This window comes from Salinibacillus kushneri, from assembly GCF_900111405.1.
GTDB lineage: Bacteria > Bacillota > Bacilli > Bacillales > Alkalibacillaceae > Salinibacillus > Salinibacillus kushneri.
This window is the reverse complement of sequence record NZ_FOHJ01000002.1, coordinates 317,629-336,460: the sequence shown is the minus strand read 5'-3', so window position 1 is coordinate 336,460 and position 18,832 is coordinate 317,629. Positions and strand designations below refer to the sequence as shown.

The 18,832-nt window shown below is 36.5% G+C and carries 32 protein-coding genes; all 32 read right to left on the bottom strand.

Annotation, left to right across the window (positions count from 1 at the left end):
• Window positions 1-6 precede the first annotated feature (6 nt).
• On the bottom strand, window positions 7-2,481 hold the full coding sequence (locus BMX63_RS04170) for a hypothetical protein (protein ID WP_093132271.1): 2,475 nt from the start codon (window positions 2,479-2,481) through the stop codon (window positions 7-9).
• 35 nt (window positions 2,482-2,516) lie between these two features.
• Window positions 2,517-2,666, bottom strand: coding sequence for a hypothetical protein (locus BMX63_RS17905; protein WP_177167173.1), 150 nt, complete (start codon window positions 2,664-2,666; stop codon window positions 2,517-2,519).
• Between the two features lie 50 nt (window positions 2,667-2,716).
• Window positions 2,717-3,082 (bottom strand): hypothetical protein, encoded by a 366-nt coding sequence (locus BMX63_RS04165; protein WP_093132269.1) that lies wholly within the window; start codon window positions 3,080-3,082, stop codon window positions 2,717-2,719.
• A 13-nt stretch (window positions 3,083-3,095) separates the two neighbouring features.
• On the bottom strand, window positions 3,096-3,674 hold the full coding sequence (locus tag BMX63_RS04160) for a major tail protein (protein WP_093132266.1): 579 nt from the start codon (window positions 3,672-3,674) through the stop codon (window positions 3,096-3,098).
• Window positions 3,675-3,686: 12 nt separating this feature from the next.
• Window positions 3,687-4,016, bottom strand: a complete 330-nt coding sequence (locus tag BMX63_RS04155) for a hypothetical protein (RefSeq protein WP_093132264.1) — start codon at window positions 4,014-4,016, stop codon at window positions 3,687-3,689.
• Complete coding sequence (locus BMX63_RS04150) at window positions 4,013-4,360, bottom strand: HK97 gp10 family phage protein (protein ID WP_093132262.1); 348 nt, start codon at window positions 4,358-4,360, stop codon at window positions 4,013-4,015. Before BMX63_RS04150 ends, BMX63_RS04155 begins: the two co-directional genes overlap by 4 nt.
• Window positions 4,360-4,656, bottom strand: coding sequence for a phage head closure protein (locus BMX63_RS04145; protein ID WP_093132260.1), 297 nt, complete (start codon window positions 4,654-4,656; stop codon window positions 4,360-4,362). Before BMX63_RS04145 ends, BMX63_RS04150 begins: the two co-directional genes overlap by 1 nt.
• A complete protein-coding gene (locus BMX63_RS04140) occupies window positions 4,649-4,921 on the bottom strand; it encodes a phage head-tail connector protein (protein ID WP_093132258.1) in 273 nt (90 codons plus the stop codon). The genes BMX63_RS04145 and BMX63_RS04140 overlap by 8 nt, the downstream gene beginning before the upstream one ends.
• A complete protein-coding gene (locus BMX63_RS17900; RefSeq protein WP_177167147.1) occupies window positions 4,921-5,262 on the bottom strand; it encodes a hypothetical protein in 342 nt (113 codons plus the stop codon). Before BMX63_RS17900 ends, BMX63_RS04140 begins: the two co-directional genes overlap by 1 nt.
• A gap of 29 nt (window positions 5,263-5,291) precedes the next feature.
• On the bottom strand, window positions 5,292-6,557 hold the full coding sequence (locus tag BMX63_RS04130) for a phage major capsid protein (protein ID WP_093132256.1): 1,266 nt from the start codon (window positions 6,555-6,557) through the stop codon (window positions 5,292-5,294).
• Window positions 6,520-7,131, bottom strand: a complete 612-nt coding sequence (locus BMX63_RS04125) for an HK97 family phage prohead protease (RefSeq protein WP_093132254.1) — start codon at window positions 7,129-7,131, stop codon at window positions 6,520-6,522. The genes BMX63_RS04130 and BMX63_RS04125 overlap by 38 nt, the downstream gene beginning before the upstream one ends.
• Window positions 7,115-8,296 (bottom strand): phage portal protein, encoded by a 1,182-nt coding sequence (locus BMX63_RS04120; RefSeq protein ID WP_245732712.1) that lies wholly within the window; start codon window positions 8,294-8,296, stop codon window positions 7,115-7,117. Before BMX63_RS04120 ends, BMX63_RS04125 begins: the two co-directional genes overlap by 17 nt.
• Before the next feature lie 184 nt (window positions 8,297-8,480).
• Window positions 8,481-10,226, bottom strand: a complete 1,746-nt coding sequence (locus tag BMX63_RS04115) for a terminase large subunit (protein WP_093132252.1) — start codon at window positions 10,224-10,226, stop codon at window positions 8,481-8,483.
• Window positions 10,223-10,573 carry a P27 family phage terminase small subunit gene (locus BMX63_RS04110; RefSeq protein ID WP_093132250.1) on the bottom strand — a complete coding sequence of 117 codons (351 nt, stop codon included), beginning with the start codon at window positions 10,571-10,573 and terminating at the stop codon, window positions 10,223-10,225. The genes BMX63_RS04115 and BMX63_RS04110 overlap by 4 nt, the downstream gene beginning before the upstream one ends.
• Window positions 10,574-10,657: 84 nt before the next feature.
• A complete protein-coding gene (locus tag BMX63_RS04105) occupies window positions 10,658-10,966 on the bottom strand; it encodes an HNH endonuclease (RefSeq protein ID WP_093132248.1) in 309 nt (102 codons plus the stop codon).
• Window positions 10,967-11,051: 85 nt separating this feature from the next.
• A complete protein-coding gene (locus BMX63_RS04100; RefSeq protein ID WP_093132246.1) occupies window positions 11,052-11,483 on the bottom strand; it encodes a DUF3908 family protein in 432 nt (143 codons plus the stop codon).
• A 79-nt stretch (window positions 11,484-11,562) separates the two neighbouring features.
• A complete protein-coding gene (locus tag BMX63_RS04095; RefSeq protein WP_093132244.1) occupies window positions 11,563-12,192 on the bottom strand; it encodes a hypothetical protein in 630 nt (209 codons plus the stop codon).
• 131 nt (window positions 12,193-12,323) lie between these two features.
• On the bottom strand, window positions 12,324-12,518 hold the full coding sequence (locus BMX63_RS04090; RefSeq protein WP_093132242.1) for a hypothetical protein: 195 nt from the start codon (window positions 12,516-12,518) through the stop codon (window positions 12,324-12,326).
• Window positions 12,519-12,752: 234 nt separating this feature from the next.
• Complete coding sequence (locus BMX63_RS04085) at window positions 12,753-13,331, bottom strand: hypothetical protein (protein WP_093132240.1); 579 nt, start codon at window positions 13,329-13,331, stop codon at window positions 12,753-12,755.
• Window positions 13,332-13,378: 47 nt separating this feature from the next.
• Complete coding sequence (locus BMX63_RS04080; RefSeq protein ID WP_093132238.1) at window positions 13,379-13,603, bottom strand: hypothetical protein; 225 nt, start codon at window positions 13,601-13,603, stop codon at window positions 13,379-13,381.
• A gap of 217 nt (window positions 13,604-13,820) precedes the next feature.
• A complete protein-coding gene (locus BMX63_RS04075) occupies window positions 13,821-14,363 on the bottom strand; it encodes a site-specific integrase (protein ID WP_093132236.1) in 543 nt (180 codons plus the stop codon).
• Window positions 14,360-14,809, bottom strand: a complete 450-nt coding sequence (locus BMX63_RS04070; protein ID WP_093132234.1) for an ArpU family phage packaging/lysis transcriptional regulator — start codon at window positions 14,807-14,809, stop codon at window positions 14,360-14,362. Before BMX63_RS04070 ends, BMX63_RS04075 begins: the two co-directional genes overlap by 4 nt.
• 139 nt (window positions 14,810-14,948) lie before the next feature.
• Window positions 14,949-15,122, bottom strand: coding sequence for a hypothetical protein (locus BMX63_RS17895; RefSeq protein WP_177167172.1), 174 nt, complete (start codon window positions 15,120-15,122; stop codon window positions 14,949-14,951).
• A gap of 101 nt (window positions 15,123-15,223) precedes the next feature.
• Window positions 15,224-15,898, bottom strand: coding sequence for a DUF4407 domain-containing protein (locus tag BMX63_RS04065; RefSeq protein ID WP_093132232.1), 675 nt, complete (start codon window positions 15,896-15,898; stop codon window positions 15,224-15,226).
• Complete coding sequence (locus BMX63_RS04060; protein WP_425441453.1) at window positions 15,895-16,050, bottom strand: XtrA/YqaO family protein; 156 nt, start codon at window positions 16,048-16,050, stop codon at window positions 15,895-15,897. The genes BMX63_RS04065 and BMX63_RS04060 overlap by 4 nt, the downstream gene beginning before the upstream one ends.
• A gap of 112 nt (window positions 16,051-16,162) precedes the next feature.
• Window positions 16,163-16,402: a hypothetical protein gene (locus BMX63_RS04055; protein ID WP_093132228.1), complete on the bottom strand. Its 240-nt coding sequence runs from the start codon at window positions 16,400-16,402 to the stop codon at window positions 16,163-16,165.
• Window positions 16,403-16,573, bottom strand: coding sequence for an NrdR family transcriptional regulator (locus tag BMX63_RS18825; RefSeq protein ID WP_425441448.1), 171 nt, complete (start codon window positions 16,571-16,573; stop codon window positions 16,403-16,405). It abuts the gene before it with no gap.
• Between the two features lie 51 nt (window positions 16,574-16,624).
• Complete coding sequence (locus BMX63_RS04050) at window positions 16,625-16,891, bottom strand: hypothetical protein (protein WP_245732711.1); 267 nt, start codon at window positions 16,889-16,891, stop codon at window positions 16,625-16,627.
• 25 nt (window positions 16,892-16,916) lie between these two features.
• Window positions 16,917-17,111: a hypothetical protein gene (locus tag BMX63_RS04045; protein ID WP_093132226.1), complete on the bottom strand. Its 195-nt coding sequence runs from the start codon at window positions 17,109-17,111 to the stop codon at window positions 16,917-16,919.
• Window positions 17,112-17,115: 4 nt separating this feature from the next.
• On the bottom strand, window positions 17,116-17,280 hold the full coding sequence (locus BMX63_RS17890) for a hypothetical protein (protein WP_177167170.1): 165 nt from the start codon (window positions 17,278-17,280) through the stop codon (window positions 17,116-17,118).
• 338 nt (window positions 17,281-17,618) lie between these two features.
• Window positions 17,619-17,846 carry a hypothetical protein gene (locus BMX63_RS04035; protein ID WP_093132222.1) on the bottom strand — a complete coding sequence of 76 codons (228 nt, stop codon included), beginning with the start codon at window positions 17,844-17,846 and terminating at the stop codon, window positions 17,619-17,621.
• Between the two features lie 174 nt (window positions 17,847-18,020).
• Entirely contained in the window at window positions 18,021-18,824 is an 804-nt protein-coding gene (locus BMX63_RS04025; RefSeq protein ID WP_093132218.1) for an ATP-binding protein, read from the bottom strand.
• Window positions 18,825-18,832 lie beyond the last annotated feature (8 nt).

Genomic DNA, 18,832 nt, shown 5'->3' with positions numbered 1-18,832 from the left:
TATCACCTACCATTCCCATTCCATCGCTAATTGTCTACTTGCTTGTTTCATTTTACGTGCATTTTCCGCCGGAGATGTTGGTTCAGGACTGTTGATTGTGATATATTGGTTGATACTTTGGCCAGTATTATTGCTATTTTTTCCTGTAACAGCTGACTGTGATTCTGGTGCTGAAAATTCAGGTGCATTCTTTGGCACACTAGATTCAGCTAACCGTTGTCCAGCACTTGCAACTCTACCTTCCATATCCTTTATCCCTATTTCTAGACCTTCACCTGTATATTCACCAATTTGACGAAATACCTTAGAAGGAGATGCTATTCCTAAAAGGTTTTTAGCCCCTTCAACAGCATTGTCCACTACACCTTTAGCCGCATCAACCACACTACCGGCCATATTTAAAATTCCATCTTTTAAGCCCTCCATGATGTTTATACCGATATCTAACCAATCTACTTCACCAAAAGCATCAAAAATAGCTCCAACAATTTTAGGTATGGCCCCAATTAAATCAGGTATTGCATCAAGCAACCCGTCAATGAGTGCAAAAAGAATCTTTATACCCGCCTCGATGATTGTAGGTAATTCAGCAATTAATGCTCCTACCAGTTCAATAATTAACTGTACACCTTGTGAAACTAATTCAGGCAAGATTGAGACAATCCCATCAATAAGAGCGTTTAATAATTGAATACCCGCATCAATAATCTTTGGAAGGTTCTCAATCAACACATTAAATACGGTCATAACTAACTCAAGAGCCGTATCCATTAATTCAGGGAGTATATCAAGAACACCTTCGATTAAAGCATTTAAAATTTTAATACCGGCATCAATCACCATGGGTAAATTTTTAATTAAAACATCGATTAAGGAAGTCACCAATTGTAGCGCCATGTCCATTAATTGAGGAAGCATGTTTACAATACCATCAATTAAAGCATTCAAGATTTGAATACCTGCATCAATGATCATGGGCAAATTTTCTACAATCACATTCAACAACGTAGTAAGCAATGTGATAATCGCCTGCATAATACTAGGGAGGGCATTTAATATACCTTGAATCAATGCTTGAATGAGCATGATTCCCATCTGAATGATTTGTGGCAGGAAAGTATTAAGGTTTTCAGCTTGCATTTGCATGATTTGCGGCCATAATTCCAACAATTCTGGTATGGCAGTGATAATCCCTTGAATAATGTTTTGCAAAATCTGCATCCCTGTTTCCATCAACATCGGTAGGTTTTGGACAATACTATCAACCAACGATGTTATAATCGACATACCTTGCTCGGCCAATTGTGAAAATAACGCCTGCAAACCTTCTCCTACACTATCAAAGCTCTTAACAAGTTCTACACTCTCATTCACCCAACCAACGATTTCAGCAACAAAGTTTTTCACCATCGTTACTAAAGGTGAAAGGTTGGTAGACAACTCACCTAATGCACTATTTAAATTTTCCTGTGCTTCTTTTTGAGCGACTAATTCTTTATTTCCGTCCCTATATTCTTCAAAGTAACCAGCAAGCCCGGAGTTGGTTAAGGTTTCTAAGACCATTTGTTGTCTCTCTTGTGCGGAGGTTGTTTGTGCAAGTCTTTCGTTAAACTTATCAACGTTAATACCTGATCTTGATAGCATTTCGTCAAACTGACCTATTGCTTGTCCTGATGCGATTGTTTCTTGAATTCCGTCTGAAAGACCTTCAACATTCAAGGTATCTGACCATTTTATGGCAGCCCCCGAAATAGCGTTAGTGGCTTCGGTTATGCCTGATGGGTCAAAACCTGCTGCAATTAAGTTTGATACAGCTTCAACAGAACTGTCCGTCTCATCAGATACCACCTTCATTTGCTTGAAGGCTCCATTCACATCATCCATGCTTACGTTAGCTTGTTGCGCATTCGTTTTTAGCCTTGCCATGGATGTGTTGTATTCTTCCATACCTTCAACTAATCCACCAATTCCGGCCGCTCCAGCCGCACCTATTCCTGCTGCAGTTTTCGCAACGGTTTTAAATGAATCTCCTAAATTTTTAGCTGATTTTTCAGCTTTATTTGTTGCTTCATCTATATCCTTCATATCTTTTTCTGTATTTTGTAGAGCCTTACCATCATCGACAGATTCGAGACGTTTTTCAAACTTTCGTAATTCTGCTTCTGTGAATTGGATTTCTCTTTGAAAGGACCTGTATTGTTCTTCTCCAACGTCTCCACGTTCAAATTGCTGTTGTACTTGTCTTTCTGCTTGTTTTAATTGATCTAACTTGTTAGACGTATTCTCAACCTGACTCGCCAACAGTCTTTGTTTTTGCGCTAACGCTTCTGTATTACCAGGATCAAATTTAAGCAAGCGTTCAACATCTCTTAATTCAGAGTTTAAGTTCCGAGACCTTTTATTAACATCTTGCAGAGCATTATCGAGACCTCGTGTTTCCCCTTCCAACTCAATGGTAATACCCTTTATCCGTTTGGCCATCTCCTCACCTGCCTTTCTGATATGGGAGATAGGCTTTAAAAGCTGTCAAAGTCTTCTTGTGTAGCTTGTCTTACTTTCGTCCTGTTAGGATTTTTCTGCTCAATATACTCATCAATGTAGTCCATGCACATGCCAATCGTCATATTGTCCATGTCGTCCCAACCAAGACCTACTTGCCTGCACATATATAAAAAGGAATCGGAAGTAAGTGGTTTACCTCCTGATTCCTTTTTTTCTACTTTTTTTTAGTGCTTTGAAGATTTTTAACAATTAACTCCTGAACTTCTGGGAATATATCCATTAAAGGAAATTCGTCGAAGCCATCCAACCACGTCATAGGGTCTGGAATGTTGTTGTCTGCGGTTTTAGCCAACGCCCAAAGAATACCATAAAACATATCAAATTCAATTAAACTAAAGGCTTCCTGTATCCTTTCCACATCGTTTTTATCAATATTTTTTAAATCTAATTTGGAAAGAGGAAACAGTTTTACAATATCCGCATAAAACTCTCTTCCGTATTGCTGTTTATATCGTAAAGGTGTTGCTGCAGTCGATTTAAACCGCACTTTTTTTCCATCAATCGTTAATGTTTTTTCCATTTATATCCCTCCATTAGGCAGCTGTTGTTCCCGGTTCATAGACAGATTCATACCAAGTGTCATAGACCCCTTGCGTTGTATCTGCCGTTGTCGATACCTTAACGGCTTTATCTTTTTCTCGTGGAGCCGCTACAAACGACAGTTCAGATGTAGATGGTTCTTTTGAACTTGTTCTGGTTGAGCCCGTAACATTTGGACGAGATGCTGAACAATTATAAAGAAGGTGCCTTACTGCTTTCTGGTCACCATCAAATTCAAACATAAGAGCAAAGTTTTGCGGCTTTGCATTTTGCTTTTCAATTAGAACGCTGTCCGTTTCTTCCAATTCTTCTCCCAATACCTCTTGCTTAAATTCATCAGTTAATTTAGCAATGGTAAGTGTACCGTCATATCCCTGGTTGTTGGATGATGAATAATAAAGCATGTCGTCCGCATAGAATTCAGCCGGATCTCCACGTCCTTCTAACGATAATTCCACCGATCCTGGTAAAGGTTTAGGTGTTCCATATGTCAATTCACCTGTAGTCTCATCTTCAGTAATAACTGCATAATGAGCATTTTTCAGGCCAAATACCACTTTATTCTCTGGCATGTTCTATCACTCCTAAAGTGTAATATTATAAATTTGTTGGAAAAGCCTTTCGGACTCAATCCATACTTCATCTTCAAGTTCGAAAGGCAATCCATTATCATTTAAAGCTGTTTCTAACTTTTGTTCTACGCTTAAGTCTTTTTTATCGGTGTATAATTCAACTGTCGGATTTTTAATAGGTACATAAACCTTGTTATCAGCGAAAAAGTTGGCACTTCCATCATCTAAATAAGTGATAAAGGGTGGTGACGGAGCTGGACTTGATTCCGTATTTTTGAAGTGACTATGGGCAACCGGTAATCCTGTGCTATTTAATATGGACACAAGTTCCTGTAAAGTCATCCCCCGATCACCTTTTCTGCTTTTTCTTCATATTCTTTAATTGCCTTTTCCTCTGCAGGTTCTATATGTTTCTGACCACTAACCCGACCCCCGCCACGCTTAGCATGACCTTTTTCCAACAGGTGTGTAAGCTGCGGTTTCTTTCGGTTGTAGACAGCTTGACCTGTTTTAGTTTTCTTTCGATTCCAACCTTTCTTATATGCACCCGTATTTACTGGACTTGTCCTTTTCAGTTCTTTAACTGTATCCTTTGCTACTTCGTATTGCGCTTCAGCAAGCCCTTCTTCTACTTCACTCGTATATTCGGTTAATGCTTGTGTGATTTCTTTCTCAATATCAATCATTACCGATCACTCTTTTCACATGTTAGTTCGACTTCTTCAAAATCTTCTTTATAAGTACGGATTACCTTATATTCCGCACCCTCAAATACCACTTGTTGTTCATCTTCGTATTCATAACCATGTATAACGAATTCAATTTCTGGCTTCATTCCATGTGTGGCAGCTTCATAGAACTCATTTCTCCCAATCGAATTAACCTTACAAAGCACAGTGTTTCTGGATTCTTCTATTGTTTGATTACCTAAGTCATCCGTAACAACCGTTTGTTTAATTAACACCAGTTCATGGTTATACATTTGAACCACCGTTAATAATCAGATTGTGTAAACGAAATTGAAGATGTCTGGGCATTGCGTCCATACTATCTTTATTTTGATAACGCCAGGTTGATAAATCGACCACAAACATTAAATGAAAAGAGTTGGTACTATCCAGCACCAACCCTTTAGTCTCTTCTAATTCAGTTACTACACCTTTGATAATTTCTTGAAGATACGTATCGCGCACCGTTGTACTAATTCCTAACCTGGCTTTTACTAATTCTAGAGCCTGAGATTCCATTATTCATCATCTTCTTTCACTTCTTCAATTAACGCATTCTCAGCTGCAATGGCTTCTTCCTTTCCACGAATTTTCTCACCGTTGGATAGTTCATAATAACCGCCACCAGTGTGTTTAGGAAACTTCTCATTTTCACCAGAATCATCTACAGATAGCTTATTTTCTTGAGGTTCATCAACCTTAACAATTAATTTTCGTTTTACTCTATTCTCTTTACTAGACAATTCTTTAATTCGCTCTTCACTAGGTTCATATCCTTCTCTTGGGTAATTGTCCCCTTCATGATAATGATGCATATTATCGTCAATGTCCCTGAAATTCTTCAAAACTAGATAACTCATAGATACACCTCCAATTAAATTCTCAACAATTATGCAGCTGGATCAGTAATCGTAGCAAGAGCAAATGCTGATGGTTTAACTGGTTTACCATCGAATCGTCCTTTTCCACGGAATGCGGTTTGATCTTCTGTGAATCGCGCATGTTGTGAACTATCAATCGTAATGTTTTCGCGTTCAACAAGTGTGTATTGCTGAAACTCACCAAACAACACTTCGTCTTCTTCTAGATTGTTGTTAAATACAACACGTAGACCTAGTAAATCAGGCTGTGATAGGTTCGGTAATTTTCCGACTACATTACCGCTAGAATCCACTTGCACACTAAATTCAAACAGCCGATTGTAGTATGTTTTACGGTTCATGACAGCAACAATTTCACCAACGCTATCATCACCAGTATCAATAAGGCCAATTTGTTTTACGAGATTTTTGAGTAAATCTTCATCTGCTGTAACACCTACATTGTTTTCGGAAGGCAGATTTGGAATAACACCCGCTGGTTGTTTGTCACCTGAGCCAGTTCCGTTGACAATAGCTTTGTCCAAAGCTTTTGCAATAGCACGAGCAATTTTACGAGTTACATAACTATCTAGATTAATAATTGAATCTTGTAGGAGATAATTATCTACAAACGTTACTTTTCCAACTTTGAATCCGTCAAAGTCTACATCTGTAATTGTTCCTACATCGCCTTGAGGCAGTGCAGAAGATTGTTCCATCCAAGTTGCTGCAGAAGTATCCGCATCAACTAAAATACGGGTTGTGCCCTTTACCTGTATTTTATCTACGAGTGGATAAAGAGTAGTATAATCACCCATAATATCCATGATACGATTGACCACTACATCCGGGATGGTAAGCTCCCCACCGGAAACAGCGCGCAAATTTTTAAAATTATCATAAAACTCTTTAACCTCACTGCGCTCATAGTATTCTCCTGTTTTTAATAGCTCCCTTACTTGTAGACGGTTCATATCTCTTGTCTCCCCCTTTTGATTGTTTGTACGTTTTGGATTGGAAGGTTCATTGCTGTTCAGTTCTTCAAGTTCCTCTTCAAGCTCACTGATTTCACCCTCCAGCTTTGATTTTTTATCATCGTGTTCTTGCTTTTCATTTTCCAATTCTTCAATAGACGATTCTACGGTGGATACTTCTTCCTCAGTTTTAGCTTCGTTGATGGATTCTTCCAATTCAGCAGATCGGGTAGCAAATTCATCATCCCTTTTAAGAAGCTCATTTAATGAAGCTTTCCTTTGATCAATCTTCTTCTGAATCATCAGTTTTTTTAGTGGCATCTTTCAATCGCTCCTTTAATTTATTTTTTCGTTGCTCCAATTTGCGCTTTTCATGCTGCTCAACTTCTTTCTTCCTAGCTTGTACACCAGTAGCTTCATATGCAGGGAACGTAACGACAGATACTTCGTGTAAATCAATTTCCTTTAAGATCCATTTAACAGTTCCATCATCACGGAAATCTGTTTCTTCATTGATGATCCTGAACCCAAATGAACACTGGTCAACATCTCCTCGTTTAACGCGTTCATATAGATTAACAGCATCACTGTCATTTTCGTTAATCTTAATAATCCCCCAGAGCCCCCTGCTATCCACTTCTAAACTAAGGGTCCCAGATTTATTACGACCAAGGACTAATCCAGTATCATGATTGATTAATGCTCGGATATCATTACTCATGGTGCTGTCAAAAGCGCCTGGGTCAATTTCTTCATAGGCACCTGGAAATAGCTCAGTCTCGGAATTAAAAACCGCAAAGTAACCCTCAATAACCTTTTTTTCGTCCTCAGCCCTCGTTTTTAAATCCGAAGCAAGACTTCTAATTTGCTTTTCATCTCTATTCGCTATTGTCATCACCACCTTTCAATTTATTTTGCTGTGCTATCATATTTGCTGGAATATAATTCTCAAGAATAACCAGTTCATTAAGCCCTTCTTTCGGTGAAAGCCCTATCCAATTCCGGACTTCGTTTCCCCACATCAAACCGTTAGCGTACAAATGCGCTCCAACATCCGCCAATTCAGTAAGGTCATAGTCATATAAACTCCGGGGATTAAACCTAAAATACATATCTGGACTGATTAACAGTTTCCTGGTTAATTCTTGTTCCAATCCTTTCGCAAAAGGAAGAATCCGTGAATTAATAAAATTGTTGTATTCATCTTTGTTGTATTTTCCAACTCCAAGAAAAAAAGCAGGAACATCCAGGATGCCTGCCACGGTCTTCTTATCTATTTCAACGGATTCATTTATCGCAATATCTTTCAGTGATAACGGCTTAACCGATTCCACTTCTAATAATTCAGCCGGAATAATCCAAGGTTGGCCAGCATTGGCTGATTCCAAATACTTATTGTAAACAGAATCCCTTCCCTCCTGACTGGATAATTCAGCTGTATTTGCATCAACTTTAACGATGAGAGAAGGCATATACTTTCCACTCATAAAACTCTTCTTTGTTGCCCCAGCTTGTTTAAGGTTGTATACAATATCTTTCAGAACTGCTTTATATCCGGTTCCCTTGTACGGCTTTTCTGGGTCCGGATTAATGGTGAAATGGATAATTTCATCATGATTGTAAAATCGGCCGTTGTATCTTATCCGATAACCATTTTCCGTTTCAAAATACGATACCTTTGAGGGCTGAAGAGGAATTAATTCGTCAATTAGTCCATCTTTCATTTTAGGATAAACAACACTGTTTCCTTCACCGTCGATCAAGAGAGTATATACAATGTTGTATACCCAATCTTTTCGTGTCATAAGGCTGCAAGGATTAATATCAATTTTTCTGGACAATTCATTTTGTATCCTGACATCACCATCATCAGTGTTTTGCATGAGGTGGATAGTCATGGATGAAATGAGATCAGCAATTTTGTGAGCTGCTATTTTAACCTCTGGATTATCAGATAATCTTGTATATCCAGGGATAGCCAATGTATTGTATGCATCCTGTGTCATGAACCAATTTTCTGTATCAGATCTGGTTTTCCGCCTATTAATCAAGAATCCCAATATCAATCACCCCCTTTATATACAAGAAAGGCCAAACCCATGAACATCAATCCAGTTGCTATGAATCCCGCAATAACGGACCAAACAAAAAAGCCTATTGAAACCATCAGAATTCCAATAAGCAAAAATAGTTCAATTATATTATCCCTGATAAACTTAAATATCTTCGTTAGTATTTCTTTTATTAATTTGATTTTGCAGCACCTCCTAACCAATTTGCTGCTGAAGTAGACTTTTCGATATTCTCAATTTTTCGTACGGCCCCGAAAACTGCAGCGTCAAAAATATCAATGCGCTGCTCCGGCATAACTTTTTCATATTGAATCATGTCATCTGTTTTTTCAATAGCCTGTACGTTTTGTACACAATATTCAAATGGTTCTGCATGGAGATAATAGAGCTTTCCGTCTTTTGCTTTCGTTTCAATCCGCCTAAAGCCTTGTGACTTTTTATAAAAGTATTGAGGCTGGTCCACTATTGAAAATCCTTTTCGCTTCATCTTCAGGAAAAACTCCTGGCCAAACTTTCGGTCAAAGCCAATTTGTTTAATTTTAAATCCCATCTGTTTCATGCTAACAAACCAGTTGACGACTTCATCAAAATTCGTAATAGGCGCGTTTGACATTGATAGCCAACCGTCATCTTTCCAGCCAAACAGTGGAATATTATCTTCGTCGGCTTTGTGGTGTGCAGCCACAATAGGAAACCACGCATGCGGTATGATGATATCAATCTCTTCGCCTTCATGTTCATAAGACCCATATAGTGCTGCTCCGGTTAAGTCATGTAGTTTTGCCAAATCAACTCCGCCATACCAATCAATCGGTAGTTTGACTAATTCTTCAAGCGTCCATTTGTATTTTCTATCAGACGCTCTGAACTCTTCTATGTTAAAATATGCTTTCATGGCAGCTGTATAAATATTAATGGATTTTGCGAAAAAATCCTTACGCTGCTGCGGATCGTTTTGTGCTTGCAATGCATCATTCATGATATCTTCCGGCCGAATGGTCACACCATAGTTTGGATTGGCCTTTTCATGCTGTTCTGCGCTTGTATAATCTACATCGCCATTTTCATCCTCATCCGCTTTTGCAATGAAGACAAAGTAGGCTTCATCAGAAACCGTTTTATCAAGAATCTTTTTACAATATTGCAAACGCTGATAGCAGAAGCTTGTCATATTATCTCCGGCAGTAGTTATACCAATTGCCAGTTTATTTGTATAAGCTTTTCCCATTTCTTTAATAACGTTATACTGCTTTGCATTTTTGTAAGCATGCAACTCATCCAGTATTTGAATGTTACCGTTTAATGAGTCCTGTCTATCTGGATTGGCAGCGAGTGCTTCAATGTATATGGAACCATCACCTAAGTCACCGTTGATTGAATGTTCCTGGTTATTATTAAGCACCCTAAAATTTTCTCTTTCTCCCATTTGAGATAAATTAAAATCTATGAAATTAAAACTTTGCTGGGACTGTTTAGCAGATGCGGCAACGATATAGACTTTTGAACCAGACTTTCTTTCCAGTAGAGCCATTGACCACGATAATGCTGCAACAAACCTTGTTTTCCCATTTTTCCGTGGGATATAAATAAACGCTTCCTTGTAGCGTCTAATTTTAGTACCCTTTTTAAAAAAACCGAGCAAATTATATATAATAAATTTTTGCCACGGTTCCAATAAAAATGGCACACCACGTAATGGTGTGCCATCTAAGTTTTCTCCCTGGTCATGCACAAATGTTTTTTCGATAATCTGTATTACAAATTCAGCATCTTTTGGATTGAAATCATACTCTTTATTTTTCAGATCGTTTAAAAATCGATAACAGGCCTGTACGATTTCTTTACCCGCTATCTTTTTACCCTTAATAATGCTTTTAGCATACTCCATGACCACATCATAATTCGCATGCTTACTCATTCGAGCCTACTCAAAACCCCGGCAAGCTTTGATTTACTTTCTTTTTCTGCGGTAACGTTCTCCAGGGATTTTGGATTTAGGCAAAGACGATCGGAGTATGCTAAAATATCTTTTCTCAAGTTTTCCAGGGTTGCAACAATAGGTGATTTTTTTGCACCACCTGCAGCTGTAAAAACTTGAACTTCGTATTCACCCTCTTCAAACTTTTCATTCAAAGTTAAGTACTGATGAACCAGTTCAGAATATATGTCAATCAGCCGATTATACTGGGATTTATGAACACCTAACTTTTTCATGTCAGAGATTGTTCTTCGCTTTATCGTTTCTTTAGTTGGTACTTTTGCCATCGTCTTTTCACCTCCCAAAAAATTTTTTCTGGAGAACCGCACTATTGGAAAAAGTTCCCCTCCACCGGTACCCCGGATATATTTTCAAAAGTGTAAGAGGTGGGGGACCTTGTCTTTTATGCGTTCTACCCATTTCAGGCCTATGTCAGTAAGCTCATTCGTGTATCGGTCGTGCATCTGTTCATGGCATGTATTACACAGACTTAATAGATTGATGTTTGTTAGTTTGTACTCTGGATAATCCTCCAACGGATAGATATGATGTACTGTTGCTGCAGGTGTCACCTTTCCATATCTCCTGCAGTGTCTGCATTGATATTCATCTCGCCTAAGAATGACTTCTCTCTTTCGTTTCCATCTCTTAGATTTATAGAATGGATTTACTTGTTTCATAATACCACCTCATCTCCGATATAGTTCACTCCCCTGTGTTTTCATCAGTAGTCATTTCTTTTTTGAGCAAAAGAAAAAGCACCCGTTAGGATGCTGTTTTTAAGAGTATATAAATTTCTTCAATGGTTTTAGCAAATTTATATGCCCACGCTGAATTTGTGTCAGATATTGATTCTAAAAAAATATAATCTTCTATACCTTGGAAAGCTATGGATAATCCGCGTTCTAAATCACTTCCTGCTTTCATTTCTAAAGTTAACTTCTCGATATTATTAATATTATAAGTGGATAATTTAAAGTATCCGTCATTGAAGTCAACTTTTATAATTTTGTCATCATAAATAAAATATAAAACTAAATTACCGTAAACAAACAACCCTTGAGGATAAAAATTTCTTAAACCTTGTTCTAATTGAAGTCTTTCAGATGTTTTTATAAAATCATTTATAATACTCTCACTTATACCATTTTCGACTACTACATCTTTGGTTAGTGTTTTGAATTCTCTATAATCCATTTTTGTCCCTCCCATCAAATACCTTCTTCAACAAAAGAGTTTATATTCCTGCAAAAGAAAAAGCACCGCTGTGGGTGCTTCATTTCACATCGCTCCATTTATGAAACTTTATTTCTGCGTTTTCTAATTCAGTTTTTATTACTTTAATACAGTTTTCAATTATATTAATTTGTTCAAAAAAGAATTCCTCAGATATATTATATTCGGTGAAAACCCCTCCACCTTCATCCTGTCTTGTTTCGGAACTATCAGTTACATAATTGTTAATCTTAATAAGTGTTTGTTTTACTGTCATAACATTACTAAAGATAAGTCCTCCACAATGGATAGACTTACCAAGCATCTCTTCTAGATACCTATTTGTAAACATTTTTACATATTCAGCCGCATTTTTCTTATTGGAAGCTTCTTCAAAGTTTCTAAAATGAATTAATCCTTGTATAAAACCCTCTAATTGGTTTTTTATTTCCTCGCCATTGCTCTTTATTAAAGGATAGGAATCAACAAAATCCTTTCTGCGTTGATTATCTATAGTTGCCTTAACACCCACTAAGGTTAATGCACCTCCTACAGCACCACCAATTATAGATGCTACAATTGTATAATCTTCAGAGGTAAGATTGAAATTTTTTAAAGCTAGAATTATTGCACTAACGAAGATAAATATGGACATTGATAGAATCACTGTTTGTTTTAAATAAGTAATCATTTTTTAACGTTTTTCCTCCTTTTCATCGAACCATTTCGACAAAAAGAGATATTTTCCTGCTAAAAATGCCACCTGCAACCGCAAGTGGCTTAGAACTCATTAATTTTAACCTAATATAATAATACATGTGCTTAGTTAAGCAAGTCTACTAAAATTGATTTTTCTAATGTTTCACGTTCGCAATTTGTATGATACCAAAACTCATTTGGCCATAATCCAGCATCAAGTTTTAGCACCCCGCCGTACAATTCACCTAATCTTTGTAAATCAGACTCTCCGGCTACTGGTTTAATTTTAAAACAGTTTTTGTATTCCGTTATTTCCATTCCAACACCTCCACCGTTTTAATTCTTACACCTAATATATCACAATAACCACCTAGCCAACAGCAGGAGGAAACTGCCAGCCGAGTATCTAGTAAGCAATGTAAATTACATCGTATAAAAAGGACCACCCATCCTATGGATAAGTGGCTGATGAACTCATTATTTTAACTCAATATCATAATAACTCATTTATGTGTATTTTTCTTGCCTTTTTTCTGCCAAAAGTCTGCCGCTTTATTTATAAAAGTTTAATTTCTTGTGAAACTTTGTAAAAGTAGGCTTTAAATCCCCGTCTTCCAGTGCCTCTTGATCAAATTGATTAAAAAAATCAATATAATTTATTACATCATTAACAAACTTCAAAGCTTTCTTGTGTATATTAGCAAGCTTTGTAATGGTTTCATCGATATCTACCGTAACAGGTTGAATCCATTTTGAATCAAAGACTAATTCTCCCAGTTCATTTTTCTCCCCATAACCAGCCTTGGGTCTTTCCAGTCCATAAAACCTAAGATTGCCTCTGTGTTTCAAATTATTAGCCAGAGTATCCCTTAAGTATATGATTTCATTACTAAAACGATAAGTATCAATTATGTCCTTTAATTCTTTAGCTTCCTTATTTTTTTCAAGCATTTTATTTAAGTTTCTATAATTACATAATTTAAGAATTCTATTATAATCTTCCTGGCTTCTAATATGCTCACCATGTATATCAAATGCAAACCATATTATTTGATATGTATAATCTTCAATCGAATTATATCCTAAAATGGAATTCTTGAGATATTCTGCTCTTAACCATTGATGAGACATATAGTTATTTCCTGGTCCAATTAAACTACTCTCATAAATCTTAACGTTTAATTGATATATAAATTAAATCTAGCACTAGTTATTACATAATACAATTCTCTTAGCATCTCTAAAGATATTGAATAACCTTTATTAAAAACCAACATGTAATCAATTATCCAAGGATTATTTAAGAAGTTATTAGGAATATCCAATTGCTCTGCAAAATCATCATAATGTTTTTCCCATTCTTCCCATGAGTATTCTTCGCCTCTATAATTAATCTTTATCATGTAAGCACTACTCACTCCTTAACATGTAATTACCCATATCTTATATAGTGTTACATTCAGCCAACGCTCAAAACCCTTGATACTCATACATACACCTAAAATACCTAAAATGAATGACACATCTTTCTATTATGATTCATTGTACAAGAAAAAGGGATAAATTGGTAGATTGATAGCGAAAAAAGTCAAAATTAAAAGCCCATCATTTTTGATGAGCTTATATCTTAAATTCCTTCATAGCCTTATCTAAGTTGTCCTGGTTAATCCCAATATACTTTAAGGTAATGGATGGACTTGAATGATTGAATATCTCCTGGAGCATGGCCACATCTTTTGTTTGTCTGTAAAAATGGTACCCAAAGGTTTTTCTTAATGTATGAGTGCCAATTTCATCTAAACTTACATACTTTGCAGCATCTCTCAAGATCTTATACGCCATGCTGCGGCCAATTGGTTTATTAATACCCTTTCTGCTTTTAAAAAGGTACTCATAGTCTTCTTTCCCTTCCACGTAAGCCTTTAATTCTTTTCTTAGTGAAGGTGGCATATCAATTCGCTTTTGCTTTCTGGTTTTCTTCTCTCGTAAACTAAAATATGGCCTTTTTGCATCACTAACTCTTAATGGTAGAATATCTGAAATTCTCAGGCCACTATTAATACCTACAAGAAATAACATATAATTTCGTTCATTCTTTTCCTTTAGGTATTGTTTGATTGCTCTTATCACTTCCGGGTCTCTTATCGGCTGGACAAAGTTCATGATGATTTCACCTTCTCTTCATATACCTCAATTTTCAGGATAAATGCCAATTTATAAAAGGCTCTTGACTTCAATCTATAATACTTACGCTCACTAAAGCCTAATTCATTGTAAACTTCATAGTCGAACACATCATCACTTTCTAAATACCGTTTAATGATGACTGACCTTTCATTAAAAGCTAATCGGTTTACAGCCTGTCTTATCTTATTCAGGTAACGATGTCTAGTAATCTCTTGGTCCAGTCGCTTCACAGCTAAATCTTCGGTCTTGGAGTGAAATTCGTTGGTGTTTGTTGGAGGAGCTAAAGTGAAAGATGCTGTTATTTTTGGTGAAAGTTCTTCCGGCTCCATAAGCAAGAACATTTGATACTTTGTGAGTGCTTCTTCAACAGCTTTCTTTGTTTCTTCACGGTTAATTTCAGGCAATTTAAATGAGATTTGCATCAATCATTCCCCTTCCCTTTTAAAAGGTTCTCACTTTCATTAAATAAGGTTTGAACGTACTTGCTTCTCTTTATAGGTGATAAAGGGCCTCTGCGTCTATCTTTCCGATATTCACTAACTGTCCACTGATAGATATATTTCAAAGTTTTCTCACCAACTTCCAAAGTAGAAATATAGGCCACAACATCGTGATAAAGAGCAAAATAAACATGTAAATCGTTTCTTCTGTGTCATCCTCGTAGATGTATTCCGTGCTATCATGCCAAACAGCTACTGCAGCACCAGCAAGCATATATAAACTCATCCAAAACATATCGACACCTCCAATAAAAAAGGACACCAATAAAGCAGCTGCATAAACAGCTAACTTAATCAGTGTCCTCCAGTGGGCTGGTAAGACTTTTTAAATTAGTTTTATTCATCCTCATTGTGATAATAAAGATAAATTTTTCTGAGAGAAAAATATAGTATTAACATAATTGCCGAAGTTATCAGAACGGAATATAAAATATTTATTCGATTCTGTTCTTTTAATCGTTGCATATCATTGTTCCTTTTTGCTAATGCCTCTTCTTTTTCAGCAAGCGACTTTTTAATATTTTCTTTTTCTTTGGTAAATTGTTCTTTAACAATAGTAAATTTCTTTTGCTTTTGGGTTAATTCTTTCTTCTCATTTTCTAATTGTTTTCTATCTTTTTTTAAACTATTTTCCTTATTTTTGTATGTTTTGAGGTTATTTTTTAGTGATGTATTTTCTGTTTTAAGTTTTTCAATTTCACTATTTTTATCAGTAACTGTATTACGTAAATTGTTTAATTGTCTTTCTAGGGTGTCTATTTCCTCTTTAAATGATTCGATTTGACTTTCGTAATACCATGAAGAACTTGAATCGTTACTACTATTTGTATTATTAGAACCACCATTATGGTAATGATACTCTCCATAATTAAGCCCGTATTGCCCACAATTAGTCCTACAAGTATGTCCGCCATTTGAATCAGTATTACCTGGGTGTGATTGTGCCGTAATATCAGTTAAGCAAACAGATAAAATAACTATAAAAAAACTAGTGACTATTTTCCTTGTCAAAACTCCTCCCCCTCATCAAACTTCAACCTCTTTACCCTCCCCTGGTGAGTAATCACTTTTGTTTCACCATGATCAGGCAAATAAGTTTTCCTTGCTTTCCCATTACAATATACGACACAAAACGGCTTATTTCCTTCTATATCGATTTCCATTTTCTTTGAACTTGTATCTACATTAACATCTTCTAATCGCACGAAGCAGGCCCCCATGTTATAATAGATTTAGGATGACCAAAGTCGGGAGCCACGCTTTCGGCTTTTTTATTTATGTCTCTTGGAACATAATTTTTTCGTTTATCATTTCTGCTAACTTCTCATATACTTTAACTGGACTTTTTGATGCCTCATGGATATCCTCAGTTTCAATCTCATATATTCCAAGCTCATTTTTCCTAATAATCCCTTGTTCCAGCTCTATGTAACCACCATTCTCTAGCTGATTTATTTCCTGGAACAACGGATCACTTTCTGTACCAAAGTATTCATAAATATCCACCTGTTCCAATTACTTCGCCTCCCTTGCTGCAGATTCAGGTATGCTTTCTGTATCAACGTACTCATAAGTATTAAATCGAATTGAGCAGGATGGACATTTTCTTCGCCTCTTAATTTCTCTTCCGAACGGCCTTGAATCAATGACTTTAGTAATCTTGTGTTTACACGTAGGGCACTTCACAACATCACCCTCTCTTATTTTAAATATGTCATATTCTGGTCGAAATGCGAATTAGTTTATTGACCAATTAATCCCTACCTTCATATGTTCAGAACCAATTTCATTCTCGGGATAGTTTGTATTTAGAAACTTCATACATTCCCATTGTGTTCCTTCAAAATAAATCGCATTATTCCTTGAATCAATAACAGCATAATCTTTGTTTTTATCCGCTTCATAAGAATCAATTTGCTGTTGCACTAAGTCCATCAAATCAGGTTGTCCTTTATTTAATTCTTTAATTCCTTTAATCCAATCCTCATATTTTACTTCTTTCATTGTTTTCCTCCTTCGCATTTTCTGTCTAATCCTCATCATCTAGATTAATCACCATTATCCATTTATCAGGATTTTTGGCCTTGGCTCTCAGTTTCTTGTAGGAAGGCATGGTGTAATGGCGAAAGCTTAGCAACTTAATTCCCATCTTTGCTGCACATTCTTGCTCAGTACCAATGCAAATAACTTCTTCCCCACGATAAACGGCGTATTCCTTTGACATACTTTCACCCTTTCTGTCTAGATTTTGGCCATCTGTAATCCACTTGCCTTTGTTGACGTTTAGCTTTCTTACGATGAAACAGATTCACAGCTCTTCCTTTCTGTCGCTCTGCCAATTCTTCGGGTGTTAAATAATAAGTCTTAACTGGTCCATGAATGGATTCAAGCATGTGATTTCTCCTTTCTTTTAAATATGTTTCTTAATACAGGGTGTCACTTATATCTTCTTTGAGCCATTCTGTATCAACTTTGGTGATTGGTGGTTGTTCTCCGTATTCATTAACAGCAAACTCTTTTAAACGTCTGACTTCCTTTTGCATAACTTCTTCCCCCTAATTTTTTAATTATCATAAGAATCCTTGCCCCTATCGAGATTTCTAAAAATGTCATGGTAGATTCAAAGCCTTTAACCTCTTTAGGGATAGGAGTTTCAAAAAATCTCGCTCCTGAACTAATTTCTGAAACAATGATTTTATCCGTGACTGGAACAGCACTGAATTGGAAGTCGTTAACTTTTACTCTTAAAAGCATTACCAAAAACCCCTCCTTCTCGTGGATTTATATGACCCTTATCTGCTCGATCTAGAATAATTAAAGCAATTTCAATCTGAGGTCTATTTAATTTTTTGGCTATATCGTGTAAAGGCTCTCCTGAATTCCACAATTCTTCAAATTCATTTAGTTCAGCCGGTTTCCAATCTAAGCTGCGTTCATCATGAGCTATGTATACCGGCATATGCTTTCACCTCGTGCTTATAAATTGCATCACTTAATCTTTTGTTGAAATCAGCTAACTCTTTATCTAGTTGCTCCCTGGACTTTGGTTCGCAGTCAGGACATTTCTCAACCTGAGCACATCCAATCGCAACTTCAACCCACATAACACCACGCCCGTTGCATAAAGGACACATTAATCCATCACCTCCACTCGCATATCTTTGCTTTCAAAGGTAATTACTTCTGCACCAGACAACATACGGGAAAGAATACGTTTGGATTGTCGCCCGTATTTTTGCTCCATTTCAGCACTTGTGTAGTTGGTTGTGTAAATAGTGGGCTTATTTTGGCGAATGTTAGTGATTTGGAATAATATATCAGCTGCCCAGGACTCAAAACCATTGGGATCTACTTTCACATATTCTGACCCAATATCATCGAGAATAAGTAAGTCCAATTCACCTATAAAACTCATAAAATCCTCTTGAGACTCATGAGAATTAGATTGATAGGTTGCTTTAATTGCGTTCATAAGGTTCGGTACAGGAATAAATAATACTGAATAGCCCTTTCTTTTTACTTCCCTTGCAATGCTGTAGGCTAAATGGCTTTTACCTATACCCACATCACCTTTGAACAAAATCGAATGATTCTTCTCAAACTCTCCAAATTTTTTAGCATATCCCATTGAAAGTCTCTTTGCATCATGTTGGGAGTCTGTAGTTGGTTTAAATGTAGCAAAAGAAGCATGCTTTATACTTTCGTCCACGTGTTCATGATTTTTCACCCAAGACTCCAACCTTTTTTTTGGAACATCTTCTTTGCTTGGTAGATTAGCTATCAAAATATTGTTATCACATCTTAGGCAGATTGAATGCTTATGAACATTTCCTTCTGAATCCGTCCGTTGATAAATGGGGACAGTAGAACCGCATTCTTCACAAGTCCGTTCACCAACTTTATCGATAGATCCTATTAAGTTTGCTATATTTTTCAAAAACTCAC